Annotated in this window: 16 protein-coding genes; 5 read left to right on the top strand and 11 right to left on the bottom strand. The window is 67.0% G+C overall.

Features of this window, described 5'->3' with window-relative positions; all coding sequences use genetic code 11:
• Nucleotides 1–55: 55 nt before the first annotated feature.
• A complete protein-coding gene (locus tag DYQ94_RS18570) occupies nucleotides 56–2278 on the top strand; it encodes a primosomal protein N' (RefSeq protein ID WP_126966518.1) in 2223 nt (740 codons plus the stop codon).
• A 348-nt stretch (nucleotides 2279–2626) separates the two neighbouring features.
• Here DYQ94_RS18570 and DYQ94_RS18565 read toward each other — a convergent pair whose 3' ends face one another.
• From DYQ94_RS18565 to DYQ94_RS18555, 3 genes are read right to left on the bottom strand one after another with little or no spacing between them, the layout of a single operon-like run.
• Nucleotides 2627–3283, bottom strand: coding sequence for a glutathione S-transferase family protein (locus DYQ94_RS18565; protein ID WP_160955060.1), 657 nt, complete (start codon nucleotides 3281–3283; stop codon nucleotides 2627–2629).
• 2 nt (nucleotides 3284–3285) lie between these two features.
• The gene (locus DYQ94_RS18560; RefSeq protein ID WP_024938888.1) at nucleotides 3286–4116 is read right to left on the bottom strand and encodes an NYN domain-containing protein; all 831 of its coding nucleotides are present in this window, start codon (nucleotides 4114–4116) and stop codon (nucleotides 3286–3288) included.
• Nucleotides 4113–4628 carry a hypothetical protein gene (locus tag DYQ94_RS18555; protein WP_126966517.1) on the bottom strand — a complete coding sequence of 172 codons (516 nt, stop codon included), beginning with the start codon at nucleotides 4626–4628 and terminating at the stop codon, nucleotides 4113–4115. Before DYQ94_RS18555 ends, DYQ94_RS18560 begins: the two co-directional genes overlap by 4 nt.
• Before the next feature lie 118 nt (nucleotides 4629–4746).
• Here DYQ94_RS18555 and DYQ94_RS18550 point away from each other — a divergent pair, with 118 nt between their 5' ends.
• Nucleotides 4747–6039, top strand: coding sequence for an NAD(P)/FAD-dependent oxidoreductase (locus tag DYQ94_RS18550; protein WP_024938886.1), 1293 nt, complete (start codon nucleotides 4747–4749; stop codon nucleotides 6037–6039).
• 52 nt (nucleotides 6040–6091) lie between these two features.
• Nucleotides 6092–6706 carry a trimeric intracellular cation channel family protein gene (locus DYQ94_RS18545; RefSeq protein ID WP_016903683.1) on the top strand — a complete coding sequence of 205 codons (615 nt, stop codon included), beginning with the start codon at nucleotides 6092–6094 and terminating at the stop codon, nucleotides 6704–6706.
• Between the two features lie 150 nt (nucleotides 6707–6856).
• Here the strand turns inward: DYQ94_RS18545 and rpoH are convergent, their stop codons facing one another.
• The 6 genes from rpoH to rhlB all read right to left on the bottom strand — a co-directional run bounded on the left by rpoH (nucleotide 6857) and on the right by rhlB (nucleotide 12942).
• Nucleotides 6857–7732 carry an RNA polymerase sigma factor RpoH gene (gene rpoH / locus DYQ94_RS18540; RefSeq protein WP_024938885.1) on the bottom strand — a complete coding sequence of 292 codons (876 nt, stop codon included), beginning with the start codon at nucleotides 7730–7732 and terminating at the stop codon, nucleotides 6857–6859.
• Nucleotides 7733–7932: 200 nt separating this feature from the next.
• Nucleotides 7933–8658: a uracil-DNA glycosylase gene (gene ung, locus DYQ94_RS18535; protein ID WP_054591102.1), complete on the bottom strand. Its 726-nt coding sequence runs from the start codon at nucleotides 8656–8658 to the stop codon at nucleotides 7933–7935.
• Nucleotides 8659–8663: 5 nt separating this feature from the next.
• Nucleotides 8664–9506, bottom strand: a complete 843-nt coding sequence (locus DYQ94_RS18530) for a response regulator (RefSeq protein WP_016903686.1) — start codon at nucleotides 9504–9506, stop codon at nucleotides 8664–8666.
• Between the two features lie 8 nt (nucleotides 9507–9514).
• Nucleotides 9515–10465, bottom strand: a complete 951-nt coding sequence (ftsX, locus tag DYQ94_RS18525) for a permease-like cell division protein FtsX (RefSeq protein WP_016903687.1) — start codon at nucleotides 10463–10465, stop codon at nucleotides 9515–9517.
• Nucleotides 10462–11148 carry a cell division ATP-binding protein FtsE gene (gene ftsE, locus DYQ94_RS18520; RefSeq protein WP_016903688.1) on the bottom strand — a complete coding sequence of 229 codons (687 nt, stop codon included), beginning with the start codon at nucleotides 11146–11148 and terminating at the stop codon, nucleotides 10462–10464. The genes ftsX and ftsE overlap by 4 nt, the downstream gene beginning before the upstream one ends.
• A gap of 75 nt (nucleotides 11149–11223) precedes the next feature.
• On the bottom strand, nucleotides 11224–12942 hold the full coding sequence (gene rhlB, locus DYQ94_RS18515; RefSeq protein ID WP_126966516.1) for an ATP-dependent RNA helicase RhlB: 1719 nt from the start codon (nucleotides 12940–12942) through the stop codon (nucleotides 11224–11226).
• A 198-nt stretch (nucleotides 12943–13140) separates the two neighbouring features.
• Between rhlB and trxA the strand changes: the two genes are divergently transcribed.
• Nucleotides 13141–13482, top strand: coding sequence for a thioredoxin TrxA (trxA, locus tag DYQ94_RS18510; RefSeq protein ID WP_005923050.1), 342 nt, complete (start codon nucleotides 13141–13143; stop codon nucleotides 13480–13482).
• Nucleotides 13483–13699: 217 nt separating this feature from the next.
• Nucleotides 13700–15595: a transcription termination factor Rho gene (gene rho / locus DYQ94_RS18505; RefSeq protein ID WP_160955061.1), complete on the top strand. Its 1896-nt coding sequence runs from the start codon at nucleotides 13700–13702 to the stop codon at nucleotides 15593–15595.
• Nucleotides 15596–16234: 639 nt separating this feature from the next.
• Here rho and DYQ94_RS18500 read toward each other — a convergent pair.
• Together DYQ94_RS18500 and aceK are read right to left on the bottom strand one after the other, a co-directional pair.
• On the bottom strand, nucleotides 16235–17119 hold the full coding sequence (locus DYQ94_RS18500; RefSeq protein ID WP_104575632.1) for an energy transducer TonB: 885 nt from the start codon (nucleotides 17117–17119) through the stop codon (nucleotides 16235–16237).
• Between the two features lie 59 nt (nucleotides 17120–17178).
• Nucleotides 17179–18918: a bifunctional isocitrate dehydrogenase kinase/phosphatase gene (aceK, locus tag DYQ94_RS18495; RefSeq protein ID WP_126966515.1), complete on the bottom strand. Its 1740-nt coding sequence runs from the start codon at nucleotides 18916–18918 to the stop codon at nucleotides 17179–17181.
• Nucleotides 18919–19093 lie beyond the last annotated feature (175 nt).

Here is a 19093-nt window from a genome sequence, read left to right as displayed (position 1 = left end):
GGAGACGACCGAGCGGCGTCTGCCGGGTACTGGACAGGGTCGGTAGACTGACCGGATGTCTTCGACCGTCGCCACCTTGCGCGTCGCCCTGCCGGTGCCGCTGCCCCAACTGTTCGACTATCTGCCTCCGGCCGACGCGCCGCTGACCGACCCCGCGCGGGTCGGCTGCCGGGTGCGGGTGCCGTTCGGGCCGCGCGAGCTGGTCGGGGTGGTGGTGGAGATCGGCCAGTTGGCCTCCGCCGAAGGACTGCGCCCGGCGCTGGCCTGGTGCGACGACGCCCCGCTGCTGGTCGAGGAGCTGGCGCGTTCGCTGCAGTGGCTGGCGCGCTACACCCACGCACCGCTGGGCGAGGCCCAGTCCAGCGCCCTGCCCGGCCCGTTGCGCCGCGGCGAGCCGCTGGCCGACACCCATGCCTGGGCCTGGCAGCTCACCGAGGCCGGGCGCACCGGCGCCGCCAGCCTGCGCGCCGGCAGCCGCCCCGCCTTGCTGGCCGCCCTGCTGCTGACCGGTGCGCTGGGCGAAGAACAGCTGGACCCCTTGCTGCCGCAGTGGCGCGAGGCCGCACGCAGCCTGGTCAAGCGCGGCCATGCCGAGCGCGTGGCGGTGCCGGCCGACAGCATCCCGCCCCGTCCCGGCAACGGCCCGCAGCTCAACGACGAACAGCAGGCCGCCGCCGACGCCATCCGTGCGCAGCGCGGTTTTGCCACCTATCTGCTCGATGGCGTCACCGGCAGCGGCAAGACCGAGGTCTACCTGCAGGCGATCGCCGACTGCCTGGCGGCTGGCCGCCAGGCGCTGGTGCTGGTGCCGGAGATCGGCCTGACCCCGCAGACGCTGGGCCGCTTCCGCGCCCGCCTGGGCGTGCCGGTGCACGCGCTGCATTCGGGGCTGTCTGACGGCGAACGTGCGCGGGTGTGGGCGGCGGCCTGGCGCGGCGAAGCCAAGCTGATCGTCGGCACGCGTTCGGCGGTGTTCACCCCGCTGCCCAATGCCGGGCTGATCGTGATCGACGAAGAACACGACGGCAGCTACAAACAGCAGGACGGCATCCGCTATCACGCCCGCGATTTCGCGCTGGTGCGCGGCAAGGCGCTGGATGTGCCGGTGATCCTGGGCAGCGCCACGCCGTCGCTGGAGAGCCTGCACAACGCCTATTCCGGCCGCTACCGGCATCTGCGCCTGTCGCGCCGCGCCGGCGAGGCGCGTCCGCCGCGCGTGCGCGTGCTCGACGTGCGCAAGCGCCCGCTCAAGGACGGCCTGTCGCCGGAGGTGCTGGCCGGCATCGGCGCCACCCTGGCGCGCGGCGAGCAGGTACTGGTGTTCAAGAACCGCCGCGGCTATGCGCCGGTGCTGCTGTGCCACGACTGCGGCTGGACTGCCGCCTGCCAGCGCTGCAGCACGCCGCTGCACCAGACCCCGATGACCGTGCACGCCGGCGGGCGGCGCCTGCAATGCCATCACTGCGGCGCGCGCCAGCAGGCACCGCTGGCCTGCCCGGCCTGCGCCAGCCTGGCGCTGCAGCCGCAAGGCATCGGCACCGAGCGGCTGGAAGAACGCCTGACCGAAGCGTTCCCGGAGTTTCCGGTGGTGCGCATCGACCGCAGCACCACCCAGCGCCGCGACGCGCTGGAGACCCAGCTGGCGCGCCTGGGCAGCGAGGCCGGCATCCTGGTCGGCACCCAGATCCTGGCCAAGGGCCACGATCTGCCACGGCTGACCATGGTGGTGGTGGTCGGCATCGACGAAGGCCTGTTCTCGGCCGACTTCCGTGCCGCCGAAAAGCTCTCCCAGCAGCTGATCCAGGTGGCCGGACGCGCCGGCCGCGCCGACCGCCCCGGCGAGGTCTGGCTGCAGACCCATCACCCCGAACATCCCCTGCTGCAGACCCTGGTCAACGGCGGCTACCACGCCTTCGCCGATGCCGAATTGCAGCAGCGCGAGGCCGCGGGATTTCCGCCGTTCGCGCATCTGGCGCTGTTCCGCGCCGAGGCCAAGGACGTGGCCGCGGCCAACCAGTTCCTGATGGCGGTGCGCGGCCTGACCACGGCAGACAGCACCGCACAATCGCCTGCGTTTGCCGCAGTGGAGTGCTACGGCCCGATGCCGGCACCGATGCCACGTCGCGCCGGTTTCCAGCGCACCCAGTTGCTGTTGTCCGCGCAACAGCGCTCGGCGCTGCATCGTCTGCTGGATGCGCAACTGCCTGCGGTCTATGCGTTGCCGCAGGCGCGGCGCGTACGCTGGTCGCTGGATGTGGATCCGATCGATCTGTATTAGGGCGGGCGTATCGCACGCGGGGCTGCAGCCAGACCACCGTGTACCCAGCTTGCGTAGGAGCGCACCTGGGCGCGATGTGGCGTTACCGGGAATGCCCTCGCGCCCGGGTGCGCTCCTACAACACCGCGAGCGAACAGGCCGCACGTGTCCTCACGTTTTTGTAGGAGCGCGCTTGCGCGCGATGGGGCGTTACTGGGAATGCCCTCGCGCACAAGTGCGCTCCTACAGAGAACGCGGGCTATTTGGCCGCGCGATGTATGAGGCGCATGTCCTTGCAGCAACGTGCCGTGTCGGCAGCGCGTGCGGTGTCTGCCATGGGCCATGTTGGCCTGAGCGGAAACGCGAAACTCAGGTCAGCGCGGTCATCACGCCACGCTGGTACGCAGGCCGTGCGCGCAGGCGCTGGTACCACGCCTGCAGATGTGGCAGCTCGGGCCGCTCGATCGGCATTTCGAACCAGGCGTAGATGAAGCTGCCCAGTGGAATATCGCCCATCGCAAATTGCGCGCCGGACAGATACGGCTGCTGCGCCAGGGCCGCATCCGCGCGTGCGAGCAGGTCGCCCGAGTGCGCCAGCGCCGCGGCGATGCGCGCAGGATCGCGCTCGGGTTCCGGTGTGCGCAGCACGCCCCAGAACAGGTCGCGAAACACGCCGGCAAACGTCGAGGTGGTCCAGTCCATCCAGCGATCGCCCAGCGCGCGTTCGGCCGGTGCCTGCGGATACAGGGCCGGCGCATATTGCGCGGCCAGGTAGCGCACGATCGCATTGGACTCCCACAGCACCAACTCACCATCCTGCATCGTCGGCACCAGACCGTTGGGATTCAACGCGCGATACTCGGGCGTGTCGTTACGACCAAACGCACCACCGACTTCGATCGAGGTGTACGGCACCCCGGCTTCTTCGGCGCACCACAGCACCTTGCGGACATTGCTGGAATTGCGCCGCCCCCATAGCGTGATCGAGGCGTTTCCTGCCGCCGGTTGCATCGCAGCGTCAGCCATCGTCATTTCCCTGCTGGCGGTTTGGGGGTCGCGCGCGCCGGACGCTTCGCGGTGGACGCCTGCGTGGCGACGGCGGCCGCTGGCTGCGCTGCTTTCGCCCGCCCGCCCTTGGGCGCATCGCGCACCCACAGGGCCTGCTCGTCCTGCTTGATCTCGAACAGGCCGATCGCACGCACCAGGTCGCTGAGTTTGCGATAACCGTAGTTGCGTGGGTCGAACGAGGCCTGGTTGGCCACCTGCTTGCCCACCGCGCCCAGATGCGCCCAGCCATCGTCTTCGCAGGCACTGTCGATCGCATTGCGCAGCATCTGCACCAGCCGGGTGTCGCCGCGCAGCGCGGTGGCATCCTTGCGGCCGGCGGCGGTGTCGCTGGCCGCTGCCGCCTGCTCGCCCAGCGCTTCGACATAGGTGAATTTGGAACAGGCATTGACGAACGGCGCCGGGGTTTTCTTCTCGCCGAAGCCATACACCTTCATGCCATCGGTGAGCAGACGCATCACCAACGGAGTGAAATCCGCATCGCTGGAAACGATCGCAAAGCCATCCAGATTGCGTGCATACAACAGGTCCATCGCATCGATCACCATCGCCATGTCCGAGGCGTTCTTGCCCGAGCTGTAGGCAAATTGCTGGATCGGCCGGATCGCGTATTCGTGCAGCGCCGCTTCCCAGCTCTTCAGGTGCGGACTCTTCCAGTTGCCGTAGGCGCGGCGCACGTTGGCCACGCCATAGCGCGCCACTTCGGCCAGCACCACGTCGATCTTGCCGGCCGGCGCGTTGTCGGCATCGATCAGCAAGGCGATGCGTTTGTCGGGATTGTCGATCATGGTCATTCCTCGAAGGTGTCGGCAGAGTCGGTGTCGATTTCGGTGTCGGCGGCATCGGCCGACGGCAGCGTGTACTGGCTGCCATCGTGCATGGTCAACACGCCATCGCTCAGGATCTCGCGCTCGGACCCGCCGCTGACCCAGGTGGCATGCACGCGGCCGCGGCCGCGATCGCCTTCCACCGTGAACACGAAATCGTCGTCACCCGGCGCCAGACCGGTGCGCACCAGATCCACCCGCATCGTGTGGATCTGGCCGATCTGTTCCTGCACCACCGCATCGTCCTGCAGCGCGGCGCGTGCCTGGTCGGCAAACAGCGACCAGCCGAACACGATCAGCCAGCCGAGCGCGCCCAGCACCAGCATGCCGAACAGCACCACGCAGGTCGCCAGCCCGATCAGGCCGAGTGTGACGCCGCTGAGCTTCTGTCCGGGCGCACGCGCGGCAGCCGGTGCCATCGCCGGAGAAGCGGATGGCGGTGGCGACAGCGGCGGCAACGGTGGGGGTAGCGACGGCATGCGGTCATCATGTGGATGAGATGCGACATGATGCCGCAGGCAGGCCGGGTCCAGGCGGCATGTTCATTACCGATGCGGCATGCTGATGAGCCCGCGTCGCAATCCATCGGACCTTACGATGACTTCTTCCCCCTCCCAAGCTCCGCTGCACCTGGTTGTGGTTGGCGGCGGTTTCGCCGGCTTATGGGCCACCCGCGCACTCGACGATCCCGGCATCCGCATCACCCTGATCGACCGCCAGAACCATCACCTGTTCCAGCCGCTGCTGTACCAGGTCGCCACCGCCGGCCTGTCGGCACCGGATATCGCCGCGCCGCTGCGCCATATCCTGCGCGAGCAGCGCAATGTCGAAGTGCTGCTCGGCGACGTCGCCGAAATCGCACCGGCCCGCCGTGAGGTGGTGCTCGCCGACGGCAGCACGCTCGGCTACGACATGCTGCTGCTGGCCACCGGCGCCACCCATGCCTACTTCGGCAACGATCAATGGGCCGAGCATGCGCCCGGCCTGAAGACGCTGTACGACGCGCTGGTGCTGCGGCGCAAGTTGCTGCTCGCCTTCGAGCGCGCCGAGGCAGAGTCCGACCCGGCCGCACGCGCGGCCTGGCTGAGTTTTGCCGTGGTCGGCGGCGGCCCGACCGGCGTCGAGCTGGCCGGCACGCTGGCCGAGATCGCCCGCCACACGCTCAAGAACGAATTCCGCCATATCGACCCGCAGCAGGCGCGCGTGCGCCTGGTCGAAGCCGGCCCGCGCGTGCTGCCCTCGTTCCCGGACGATCTCACCGCCAAGGCGCGCAAGCAGCTCGAGCGCCTGGGCGTGGAGGTGCACACCGGCACGCCGGTCACCCACATCGATGCGCTGGGCTATCAGCTCGGCGACACCTTCGTGCCTGCACGCACCGTGGTGTGGGCCGCCGGCGTGGCGGCATCGCCGCTGGCGCGCACGCTGGGCGTGCCGCTGGATCGTGCCGGCCGCGTGCTGGTGGAGCCGGACCTGAGCGTACCCGGTCACCCGGAGATCTTCGTCGGCGGCGACCTGGCCTCGGTCCAGCAAGACGGCCGCCCGGTACCAGGTGTGGCACCGGCAGCAAAGCAGATGGGCAAGCACATCGCCAAGGCGATCCGCGCCCGCCACCGCAGCCAGCCTGCACCAGCCTTCCGTTACCAGGACTACGGCAACTTGGCCACGATCGGCCGCATGGCCGCCATCGTGCATGTCGGCAAGCTCAAGCTCTCCGGCATCGTGGCCTGGTGGTTCTGGCTGGCCGCGCACGTGTACTTCCTGATCGGTTTCCGCAACCGGTTCGTGGTGCTGGTGAACTGGGCGATGGCGTACTGGAGCTACCAGCGCGCCGCGCGCATCATCTTCGGCGGTGCCACCGACGATCCGCCGCCCAGCAGCAAGGACGGATGACAGCGGCGCAGGCCGTGCGCGATGCTGTGCGGCCTGATGCGACGGTCTGATCGTGACCACTCTCCTGTTCCTGCTGGATCTGCTCGGCACCTTCGTGTTCGCCCTCAGCGGCGCGACCGTGGCGGTGCGCAATCGCCTGGATCTGTTCGGCGTACTGGTGCTGTCGTGCGCGGCGGCTGTGTCCGGCGGCATCGTGCGCGATGTGCTGATCGGCGCCACCCCGCCGGCCGCGCTGGTGCATCCGCAGTACCTGCTGGTCGCCTGCCTGGCCGGCGTGGCCGGTTTCTACTGGCATGCGGCGGTGGAACGGCTGCGCAACCCGGTGCAGTTGTTCGACGCGGCCGGGTTGGCGCTGTTTGCGGTGTACGGCACCAGCAAGGCGCTCGATTACCAACTCAGCCCGCTCAGCGCGACCTTACTCGGCATGCTCAGCGGCATCGGCGGCGGCATCGCGCGTGATCTGCTGGTGGCGCGGACGCCGGTGGTGCTGCAGGCCGAGCTGTATGCGGTCGCCGCGCTGGCCGGTGGCGGCCTGGTCGCGATCGGGCACATGCTCGCAGTGCCGCAGGCCTGGTCGCTGGCGACCGGCGCGCTGGTCTGTTTCGGGCTGCGTTTCATGGCCATCCGCTACGGCTGGCATCTGCCGGTGGCGCGCCTGCCGGAATAGCGCGGGCGGGCGCAGCGCGCGGTCGATCATCGGCGAGCGACCACGACGAACAACCACGCGTCGTCGGACTCGACGCAGCACCGGCAGCCCACATGCAAACGGCCCGGAAGACCGGGCCGTTTGTACGACACCTGGGGCATGATCGAGAGATCAGGCCACGAACAGTGCCTTCATCTTCTTCAGCGCATTCGCCTCGATCTGGCGGATACGCTCGGCCGACACGCCGTACTCGTCGGCCAGCTCCTGCAGCGTCACCTTGGAGTCGGAGTCCAGCCAGCGGCGCTTGACGATGTCGCGCGAGCGCGTGTCCAGGCCGGCCATGCCTTCGCGCAGCAACTGCAGCTGATTGTCTTCGCTGTCGTGGCGCTCGTAGGCCTGCGACGGATCTTCGTCGTTGGCCACCAGGTAGCTCACCGGCGACGGCGGACCATGATCGTCGTCTTCGTCGGACGAGGCATCGAAGCCGATATCGCGACCGGACAGACGCGACTCCATCTCCATCACTTCGCGCTCGGAGACGTTCAGGTCCTTGGCGACCGCAGTCACCTCGGACGCATTGAGCCAGCCCAGGCGGGTCTTGGACTTGCGCAGGTTGAAGAACAGCTTGCGCTGCGCCTTGGTCGTGGCGACCTTGACGATGCGCCAGTTCTTCAGGATGAACTCGTGCATCTCGGCACGGATCCAATGCACCGCGAAACTGACCAGGCGCACGCCCATTTCCGGGTCGAAGCGCTTGACCGCCTTCATCAGGCCGATGTTGCCTTCCTGGATCAGGTCGCCCAGCGGCAGGCCGTAGCCGTTGTAGCCGCGAGCGACGTGCACCACGAAGCGCAGGTGGGAATGGACCAGCTCGCGCGCGGCGTCCAGATCCAGCTCGTCACGGAAGCGACGGGCAAGATTCTGTTCCTCATCGACCGACAGCACCGGGATCTGGTGCACGGCACCGATGTAGGCGTCCAGCGAACCGAGCGCACTGGGAATCGGGAGATTGTTTGCCACTAGGGCAGTCGAGGTGATCTGGTTCATAGGGCACCATCTTAGCAGTCGAACTATTGGACTGCCGGGTACAGAAAAAGTTCCCAGCGTTCCATTTATAGGACGTTCGGGCTTTTTGCGTCGCCGTCGTTCTACGGCGAAGCTCCCCGACTTCGAGCATCTACGCTACCACCGCCGCCCTGCGCAGACCGTGACAAAGCCGCCGCGAAACGGGCCGGCGCCGGTACCGTTCAGCCGCTGGCCGGAGTGGTGTCCAGCGCGTTGCGGGGCGGCAGCGACCAGTCGATCGGGCCCAGCCCGCGGCGCTGCAGGTGCTCGTTGGTCTTGGAGAAGTGCTGGCAGCCCAGAAAGCCGCGATGCGCCGACAACGGCGAGGGATGCGGGGCCTTGAACACGCGATGGCGCGCCTGGTCGATGACCTTGCCCTTGGACTGCGCGTAGCTGCCCCAGAGCAGGAACACCAGACCTTCGCGCTCGCGGTTGAGGGTCTCCACCACATGGTCGGTGAAGCCTTCCCAGCCCTTGTTCTGGTGCGCGCCGGCACGGCCCTGCTCCACCGTCAGCACCGCATTGAGCAGCAGCACGCCCTGGCGCGCCCACGGCATCAGATAGCCATGGTCCGGACGTGCGATGCCCAGGTCGTCCTGGATCTCCTTGTAGATGTTGAGCAGCGACGGCGGCACCGGCACCCCGGGCAGCACCGAGAAGCACAGCCCATGCGCCTGGCCTTCACCGTGATACGGGTCTTGGCCCAGGATCACCACCTTGACCTGCTCGAACGGGGTGGCGTCGAAGGCCGCAAAGATCTGCGGGCCCGGCGGGAACACCCGCGCCCCGGCCGCCTTGCGCTGGCGCAGGAATGCGGACAGCTCCTGCATTTCCGGGCGCAGCAACCAATCGCCCACCCGCGCCTTCCACGACGGTTCCAGCTGGATACGCGCTTCCACTTCAGCCACTTCGGTCATAGCGTGACAGCCTGGTCCTCGAGCCGTGCCAGGCGCAGCTGGAACAGCACCTTGGTCACCAGCAGACGTTCTTCGATGGGTTTCTGCACCAGGTCGTTGGCGCCGGCGCGCAGCAGCTCGGACTGGTTGCGCGGATTGGTGTCGCCGGTCATCACCAGCACCGGCAGGCGACGCTTGCCGTAGGCGAAGTCGATGCGGATGCGCTCGACCACGTCGCGGCCGTTGAGCTCGCCCTTCAGGGTCACATCGGTCAGCACCACGTCGATGCGGCGCTCGGTGCGGCCCAGCGATTCGGCGGTGAGCAGCGCAAAGGCATCCTCGGCGGTGAGCACATGCACCACCTTCAGGCTCTGCCGCTCGAGCATGCGCTTGGTCGCCTCGGCCACCACGCGGCTGTCCTCGATGTACAGCACGGTCGCGCCGACCACCGGCTCGGGCTGCACATAGCCGCGGATGAAGGTCGCCAGGGCTTCGTGGCCCAGCGCCTTGTCGAAATAATCGGTGACGTATTCGGTGAAGCGGCGCTCCACCAGATGCTGCTGCGCATCGCCGGAGACCACGATCACCGGCACATAGGCCTGGCCGGCCGCTTCGCGCACGCTGCGCGCCAGGGTCAGGCCATCGCCATCGGGCAGCGACAGCGAAGTGGTGACCAGATCCACCGCCCCGGCTTCCAGCGCCTGGCGCGCCTCGGCGATGCTGGAGCAGCCGATCACCTGCACGTTGGGCAGATCGCGCTGTAACACATCGGCGATCAGCTTGCGCACCAGCTTGGAGCCATCGACCACCATCACACGCGGCGCGTCGCTGATCAGGTGCTTGAGATCCGGTGGATGCATGGCAGGCCTCAGGTCTCGGTGGGACGGGTCTGGCGAAGGAAATGGCCGGTGACCAGCCAGGCGCCCAGCCAGCCCAGGACCAGGGTGCCGACCAGCACCAGCGCAGAATGCAGCAGATCCAGCCCGTGCAGGGTAAAGGAGCTGCCGTAACTGTCGGCCAGGGTCGCCAACGGCGCGCGCAGTGCCAGCCCGGAGGCGGCGATCAGCGCGAGCGCCACAGCGCCGGCACCGAGCCCGTACCAGGCCCCCAGGTACAGGAACGGACGCCGGATGAAGCCATCGCTGGCGCCCAGCAACTGCAGCACGCCGATTTCCTCGCGCCGCGACTGGATGTCCAGCCGCACCGTATTGCCGACCACCAGCACCGCGCCGACACCCAGCAGAGCCGACAGCACCTGCACCAGCCGCTCGCCGAAGTGCAGCCAGCCATCCAGGCGCTTGCGCCACAGCGCGTCGTGCTGCACCTGGTCGGCCTGCGGCAAGGCCTGCAGCGCGCCGGCCAGCTGCGCATCGTCGGCCGTCTCGCTGGGCGTGACGACCAGCAGCGTCGGCAGCGGGTTGTCGCCCAGCGCATCGATCGCCTCGTCGAGCTTGGCGCTCTCGCGCAGTTCGGTCAGCCCCTGCGCCGGCGTGCGCAGCGCGACCTGGGCAACGTCCGGGCGCGCACGCAGTTCGCCGGCCAGGGCCTGCGCGGCCTCGGCGCCGATCTCGACCTTCAGGAACAGGTTGATCTCGCGCGACTGCTGCACGCTGCCGGCCAGCAACTTGACGTTGTCCAGCGCGATCGACAGCCCCAGCGGCAAGGCCAGCGCCAGCGCCATCACCACGATGGTCAGCAAGGTGGCCCACGGCTTGCGCATGGCACGGCCCAGGCTGAAGGCGATGCTGTGCAGATGGTGGTCGATCCACACGCCGACCCGCGAGGGGGCGACGGCTTCGGTATTGGCGGGCTTGCTCATTCGGCCAGATCCTGCGGCGAGATGTCGTCGACCAGGCGGCCGTGATCCAGGATCAGCACGCGCTTGCGCATCTGCTTGAGCAGGGCCAGGTCATGGCTGACCACCAGCACGCTGGTGCCGCGCGCGGGCAGTTCGGCGAACAACTGCATGATTTCCGCGGCCAGCGCCGGATCCAGATTGCCGGTGGGCTCATCGGCCACCAGCAGGCGTGGTTCGCCGACGATGGCACGGGCGATGCCCACGCGCTGCTGCTCGCCGGCCGACAACTGCGACGGCAAGGCCCGCTCGCGATGGGCCAGCCCGATCCGCTCCAATGCCGAGCGCACGCGCTTGCCTATCTCGGCACGCCGGGTGCCGCGCAGGATCAGCGGCAACGCCACGTTCTCGGCGATGCTGCGGTCGTTGAGCAGGCGATGGTCCTGATAGACCGCACCCACCTGGCGACGGTGCAGCGGAATCTGCCGGCCGCGCACCTTGAGCAGGTTGCGTTCGCCCAGCAGCACCGCGCCCTGGCTGGGCCGCTCGCTGAGGTGGATCAATTTGAGCAGGGTGCTTTTGCCGGCGCCGGAGTGGCCGGTCACGAACAGCATCTCGCCATCGGCCACTTCGAAGCTGACATCGGTCAGCGCCTGGTGGCCACCGGCGTAGTGCTTGCTGACGTTGTCGAAACGCAGAACGGTCATTCAGCGATTATGCCGGAGCGCCAGCGCTTGCGTCGCATCGCCGGAGCCCGGCAATGCGACGCAGGCCGCAGGCGATCAGTTGCCGGACACCAGCGAGCGCAGGCGACGACCGATGCGGCTCAGCAGCGACGGGCTGCCGGACGGCTTGGCGGCGCTGCGCACCGGCTTGGCGACCACCTGGGTGGGCTTGCGCGGTGCGGCAGGTGCGGCGACCGGTGTGGAGGCCACTGCCGGCTCGGCACCTTCGACCGGGCGGCCGTTGCGACGACGGCGCCGCTTGCGTGGTGCGCGCTCGGCATCGGCCACGATGGTGGAAGGCGCCTCGACCGACGCCGCCACAACCACCGGCGTTTCGGCCGGCGCTGCCGCTGCCGGGGCTTCGCCCTCCACACGCGGCTTGCGACGCGGACGCGGCTTGCCATCGGCACTGCCGCCGTCGCGACGACCGCCGCCACTGCCGCTGCGCGATGCGCCACCCGAACCGCTGCGACCACCGCCGCGGCGCTGCTCTTCGGCAGCACGCTGTTCGCGCGCCTCGCGGAAGATGGTGCCCACGCTGTCGCCAGCATCCTCGTCGGCCTCTTCGCCTTCCACCGGTACACGCGCGGTACGCGGCAGCGGCGTCAGCAGCTCGGAGGTCACCGGCTCGACCGGGATCTTCTGCTCGATATAGGCCTCGATGTCCGGCAGGCTCATCGCATAGCGCTCGCAGGCGAAGCTGATCGCATCGCCCTCTTCGCCCAGCCGCGCGGTACGGCCGATACGGTGCACGTAGTCTTCCGCATCGAACGGCAGGTCGTAGTTGTAGACGTACTTGACGCCGTCGATGTGCAGGCCGCGCGCGGCCACGTCGGTGGCGACCAGGATTTCGAGCTGGCCCTTCTGGAAGCGGTTGAGCAACGACTCGCGCTTCTTCTGCGGCACGTCGCCCGATAGCACGCCGACCCGGTAGCCGTGCCGTTCCAGCGTGCGCGCCACGCGCTCGACGAACGCCTTGGTATTGACGAACACCATGGTGCGCGCGCCTTCGCTGCGCGACAGCAGGCCCAGCAGCAGCGTCTGCTTCTCTTCGTCAGACGGGAAATAGATGCGCTGGCGCACCCGTGCGGCGGTGATGCTCTCGGTTTCGACGACCAGCTTTTCCGGCTCGTTCATGTGCTCGTAGGCGAGCTCGAGCACGCGGTGGCTGAGCGTGGCCGAGAACAGCAGGGTCTGGCGGGTGCCGCGCTCGGGCATGCGCCGCAGCAGGAAGCGGATGTCCTTGATGAAGCCCAGGTCGAACATGCGGTCGGCTTCGTCCAGCACGCAGATCTCGCAGGCATGCAGCGAGACCACCTTGTGCTGCTTGACGTAGTCGATCAGCCGGCCCGGGGTGGCGATGATCACGTCCACGCCCTGCTGCAGCAGCTCGCGCTGCTTGTCGTAGTCCACCCCGCCGTAGACCAGCGCGAAGCGCAGGCCCAGGTCGGCGCCGAACTTGACCGCATCCTTGTGGATCTGGATCGCCAGCTCGCGGGTCGGCGCCAGGATCAGCGCGCGCGGGTCTTCCGGCTTGCGGTCGGCCAGCGCCGGGCGGATCAGCAGGCGGTTCATCACCGCCACCAGGAACGCCAGGGTCTTGCCGGTGCCGGTCTGGGCCTGGCCGGCGACGTCGCCGCCCGGCAGCGCGACCGGCAGGGTCAGCGCCTGGATCGGGGTACAGCGGGTAAACCCGGCGCTCTCCAGCCCGGCGATCAGCGCCGGATGCAGGTCGAACGTGGAAAAAGTCAAATCGGTCAGCGGTTTGTCGCTCATTATTCCGTCTTCGTGAGGCGCCCTGGGCAGCCCGGGCGCGGCTTGCATCGATGCCGACAGCGTCGCAAACTGCGGCTGTTGTGGCGGACAGCGCGGCTTCAGGACTGACACTTGATTCAGTCGCGCAATGCCCCAGTTTAACGCAATGTAGCGGCCTGCCCGTTCGGGCGGGCCGTTTTGGTTTCCAGGAGACCCAACGTGAGCGATAAGGTTCAACATGTCGGCGATGCCGACTTCGATACAGCTGTACTGCAATCCGGCGAACCGGTGCTGGTGGATTTCTGGGCCGAGTGGTGCGGACCCTGCAAGATGATCGCCCCGGTGCTGGACGATCTGGCCGATACATACCAGGGCAGACTGAAGGTTGCCAAGGTCAATGTGGACCAGAACCGCGCCCTGGCCATCAAGTACCACGTGCGTTCGATCCCGATGCTGTTGCTGTTCAAGGATGGCCAGGTGCAGGCCACCCAGATCGGTGCGGTTGGCAAGGGCCAGCTGACCCAGATGATCGACAAGACCCTGGGCGGCGCGGCCGCCTGAGCGAGTGGGCGTCCAGCGATGGGCGCCCCGTGATGCGCCAGCAGTTAAATCCTGCTGCGGCAGGCGCTTGCGCGGTTGCGCGCAGCGGTGATAGTGTCAGTTGATCCGGAGCACGTTCGTGCGCCGACGTACCCCTCTAGAAACCTCTTCTAGACTCCCATCACCTAAAGTTCGCCCCCCAGCCGGGCGCTCGCACTCTTAGCGAGGAATCACGCACTTGTCCGATCATCCTTCCTCCGATACCGGGAGCAGCGTCGACGCTCCTGTCGAGAAGCGCGTGCGCAAGCCGCGCGTGAGCAAGACCGCCGCTGCCACCGACGACGGTGGCGCGCAGCAGCCCAACCTGCCCTTGCCCGCCAGCCCCGCACCCGACGCTCCACGTGCCCCGCAGGCCCCGTCGCACGCTGCCGATTCGGCACCGGCGCAGACGTCCGGCGATGGCGCGTCCTATGCCGGTAACGCCCCCAGCCCCAACCAGGGCAACCAGGGCAACGACACCCATGGCGACTCCCGCGAGGGTGGCCAGACACAGCAGCAGCGCTTCAATCAGGCGCAGCAGCAACAGAACCAGAATCAGGCGCAGCACCGTGGCCAGGGCCAGAACCAGGCTCAGCCCCAGGCGCAAGGTCAGGGTCAGGGTCAGGACCAAGCCCAGAATGGCGGCCAGCATCAGCAAGGTCAGGGGCAGGGGCAGAACCAGCAGGGCAACCGCCGTGACCGCTTCCGCAACCGCCGCGACCGTGGACGCGACCGCTTCGGCAACGAAGGTGGCGGCGGCATGCCGTCGTCGGATGGCAGCAACGAGCCGTTCGTCGCGCGCCCGCACCCGGCCGTGCCGGAAGGCTTCCCGGTCTACTCGCTGAGCGATCTCAAGCGGATGCCGGCGCAGAAGCTGCTGGATATCGCCGACCAGCTCAACATCCAGGAAGGCGTGGCGCGCGCGCGCAAGCAGGACGTGATCTTCGCTCTGCTCAAGGTGCTGACCCGCCACGGCGAAGGCGTTGCCGCCGACGGTGTACTGGAAATCCTGCCCGACGGCTTCGGCTTCCTGCGTGCCGCAGAAGCCAGCTACCTGGCCGGCCCGGACGACACCTATATCTCGCCCAGCCAGATTCGCCGCTTCAACCTGCGGACCGGCGATCACCTGTCCGGCCGCATCCGCTTCCCGAAGGACGGCGAACGCTATTTCGCGCTGTCGATCGTCGACACCATCAATGGCGAGCCGCTGGAAGCCAGCAAGAACAAGGTGCTGTTCGAGAACCTGACCCCGCTGTTCCCGCGTCGCCGCTTCCGTCTGGAGCGTGGCGATGGATCGACCGAGGACATCACCGGCCGCATCCTGGATCTGATGGCGCCGCAGGGTAAAGGCCAGCGTGCGCTGATCGTCTCCCCGCCCAAGGCCGGTAAGACGATGATGATGCAGCAGGTGGCCACGGCCATCACCAGCAATCATCCCGAAGTGCACATGATCGTGCTGCTGATCGACGAGCGCCCGGAAGAAGTGACCGAAATGCAGCGCACCGTGCGCGGCGAGGTCATCTCCTCCACCTTCGACGAACCGGCCGCGCGCCACGTGCAGGTCGCCGAGATGGTGATCGAGCGGGCCAAGCGCCTGGTCGAGCACAAGAAGGACGTGGTGATCCTGCTCGACTCGATCACCCGCCTGGCACGCGCCTACAACAACGTGGTGCCCAGCTCCGGCAAGGTGCTCACCGGTGGTGTGGACGCCAACGCGCTGCACCGTCCGAAGCGCTTCTTCGGTGCGGCCCGTAACGTGGAAGAAGGCGGCTCGCTGACCATCATCGCCACGGCGCTGGTGGAAACCGGCAGCAAGATGGACGAGGTGATCTACGAAGAGTTCAAGGGCACCGGCAACAGCGAAGTGCATCTGAACCGTCGCATCACTGAAAAGCGCGTGTACCCGGCGATCGACATCAACCGCTCGGGCACGCGTCGCGAAGACCTGCTGATCGAGCCGGAGCTGCTGCAGAAGATCTGGATCCTGCGCAAGCTGCTGCACCCGATGGACGAAATCGCGGCGATGGAATTCCTGCTGGACAAGATGAAGACCACCAAGTCCAACGACGAGTTCTTCAGTTCGATGAAGCGCTGAGTCGGTCGGTATTCTCGACAAGAAAAAGCCCCGCATTGCGGGGCTTTTTTTGTGGGTGCGTGGTTGCTTGCAATCACAAGTCGGGTTGGTCGAGTGCGCGGTGCCCTCGCCGCTCGCGGGACACACCGCAGGTACGTACGTGTAGGCTCGGGAGCGGCATCCTCGCCGCCCGCGGTCCCGCAAGCGGCGAGGACACCGCACCAGGAAGTTGATCGGCGGGGCCAATACCTGCCTATCGCCGCGTCTGCGTTGGGATGCCAGAAGGCTTTGCAGGGTGCTTGTTGAAAAGCCTGCCTTCTCTCGGCTTGAAATGGAACGCTGGTGGGACGCGCTGTGACTCAAACAACAAACCTCATGCTCTGCTCGCAAACATGCACACCGACCATCTCGACGGGTCCTTGCCCGCCCATCGTCGCGGGACCTTACGCGGAATGGATGCCGCGTAAGAGCCTACACGGACGTACTTGCGGCGTGTCCCGCGAGGGTGGGCGGGCCAAGGGCCCTGCAGCCAACTGGCAGATCAGCGGCCTTGTAGCCAAGCCCTGATAAGCCGTCAGGCAGGCAACGATCAAGACCATCCGCTCTGCATGCAACAGGCGTGAGGTACCTTCGCCAGCCGCGCTGATGTTGGCTTCGCGCTTAAGTTCCTTGCAGCGGCGTCACCAGCCGCACACCTTCTCCGCGTGCGGAGAACAAGCCACTACCCGGCAGCGCATCCGGACTGTCGGTCGATGCCGACGCATCGCGCTGCTCGTGCCAGGGCGCCGGCTGACGCGGGCCCGGCAGATAGGATTGCCACTTTTTGGCTTGCTTTGCAGCGATCGAATTGCCTGGCCAGGATTCGATGGCGAAGGTGACCGGAACCCGCATGACCCAGTACGGCGCGTCGGCCTCGGCGCCTTGCGTTGGCGGCACAAATGTCCAGCCTCGCGCCTTGGCGATTGCAACGTCGGCAAACGCCTTGCGCCAGCGCGGGCGCTTGGATTCCGGCGCCAGCGTGGTCAGGTTGACCTGCTCGGCGACCAGATCTTCGACCTTGCCATCGCGCCCGACCTTGAGCAGCAGATAGACCACCCCGGTCACACCTTCTCGAAACGCATGCTCAGGGTACGCAGGTGCCGGCATGTCCTTGGCAGCGACGCTGGCTGCAGCTTGCTCCTGGCTGCCGAAATGCGCGCTGCGAATCGATACGGAATAGGTGCCGTTATCGGCCGGCTTGGCGACCAGCAGCAGATTCATCAGCAATTGCGCGGGCAAGGCGCTTCCATCGTCTTTGACAGGGTCAAAGCGCCAGGAAGCGATCGATTGTTTGACGCGGTCGCGGACCACTGGCGGCAGGCTTGCTTCGTCGGTGAGCTTGACCTCCGTAACGGTACCGTCCGGCGTCAGCGTCAATTCGCCTGCAATATTCATGCTGGCCTCCATCTGTGCCTGTACCTGCGCGGCACTGGGAACTGCCTGCACGCCGCTGACATTCGCCATTGCCAACAAAATGCCCAAGCCCAAGCGTTGCTTCCACTGCATGACCGCACTCCATGGTTATTGAGTTTCGTTGTACCAGCTTGGCGCATACGCGTAAATCGTCAGGCCAGTTTTCGCGAGTCTGCGTAGGGCGGGGTGTCGGGGTAGTCGTCCTCGCGCAGGCGGGTTTGCAGGTCGCGCCACCATTGCGGGTCGAATAGTTCCGGGTGCAGGTGCTTGACCGCTTCCAGCTGCGAGGGTGGCAAGCCCATGAACAGCGCGAAGCGCTCGGGAAACACATCGCGCGGGCCGACATGGAACCAGGGCTCGGCAGCCATCTGTTCTTCATAGGTGGTGGCGGTTGGCCAGTCGCGGAAGGTGCATTCGGTGATCAGGCACAGCTCGTCGTAGTCGTAGAACACCGCGCGCTGATGGCGGGTGATACCGAAGTTCTTCAGCAGCATGTCGCCGGGAAAGATATTGTTGCGCGCCATGTCCTTGATCGCCTGGCCGTAGTCCAGCGCGGCCGCATGCGCGGCTTCGGGCAGCTGTTCGCGCAGGTAGAGATTGAGCGGGCGCAGGCGGCGCTGCACGTAGCACAGCGCGATCAGCACGTCCTGGCCATCTTCGCTCAGGCTCGTCGCACAGCTGGTCTGCAGCTCTTCCAGCAACGCGGGCGAGAAACGCGATTTGGGAAACCGCAGGAAGCGATACGGCTGCGCGTCCAGCAAGCGCCCGATGCGATCGAGCTGGAACACCAGCTCGTACTTGCCTTCGACCTGCGCACGACTCATGGTCTTGGGATAGGCAAAGCGGTCGCGAATCAGTTTGAACACCAGCGGATAACTGGGCAGGGTAAATACCACCATGACCATGCCGGGCGTGCCGTCGGCATGCACCAGCTGCTCGGAGGGATGCGCCTGGAAATGGCTGAAAAACGTGCGATAGCGTTCGGTCTTGCCCTGCTTGGCGCGCCCGAGCATCGTGTACAGCTCGTCGACCGGCTTGTGGGTGAGCAGGCTGCGCAAGAACACCACTGCGTCGCCGACGGTGGCCAGATCGGCCTGGAAGTAACTGCGCGAGTTGCTGAACAATTGCGCGACGTCGCTGCGTTTGGTCAGCACCGCTTCGGCACGCAGGCCGGCGTCGTCGTTGACCAGGGCGATGACGCATGGCGAGAAGCGATGTTCGCCGAACACGCGGCCGACCAGGTAGGCGCGCCGTTCGCGATAGAACACCGTCTCCAGCAGCTCCACGCTGCGCACCGGGTGCTCGCCCCAGTGCGCGAGATCATCGAGCAGGCGCACCGCGATCGCCGCTGCACAGCGGGTGCGATGCGCATACGGAACGTCGAAGGAATAATCGCCGAGCACGCGCACCAGCATGTCGGTCAGCCGGCCGGGCGAGACCGCATAGGTATGCCGTGCGACCGGCACGGTGATCGCGTCGGTCGGCTCGATATCCAGCGCGATGAATTCGATCTCCGCATCCACGCCGTGGGTGCCGAAGTAACGCCGGGTCAGGGTGTTGTAGAAGGTCTTGTACAACTCCTGGTCGATCAGCCCGCTCAGCAGCGCGTCGTAATGCACGCGTGCGCGCATCCACAGCGCGCGATCGTGCGCCTGCCCCAGCAGCACCGCACGCAAGCGCAGCATGCATTCGCTGATGTACTGGTCGTACAGCGCGATCCGCGCCACCGCATCATCGCGCGCGCCGCTCCAGTCGCGCGTTTCAAAGCGCTGTTTGGCGCGTGCGGTGATCTCGGCAAAACGGGCGTGATAATCCTCGAAGGCGTCGTACACGGCATGGGCGATCGCCAGCGCACGGCGCTCGGACTGTGGCGGTAACGGGAGCTGGCTCATGCCGGCAGTGTACCCAGCGCATGTTGCGACGTGCAGCGGAGACAAACGATCAATCGAACAGGCGCACAGTCGGCCACATGCCGAGACTGCTCGCACCGAGGCGCAGGATCTCTCGCCGGCAAGGCATTACCAGGTCGTGAGGCCTGGCACGCAACGACCGTGTTCTCGCTGTTGC

This window comes from Xanthomonas sp. LMG 8993, assembly GCF_009835065.2.
Taxonomy (GTDB): Bacteria; Pseudomonadota; Gammaproteobacteria; order Xanthomonadales; family Xanthomonadaceae; genus Xanthomonas; species Xanthomonas arboricola.
Note: the sequence above shows the minus strand (reverse complement) of the source record. Positions and strands in the feature narration are given on the sequence as shown.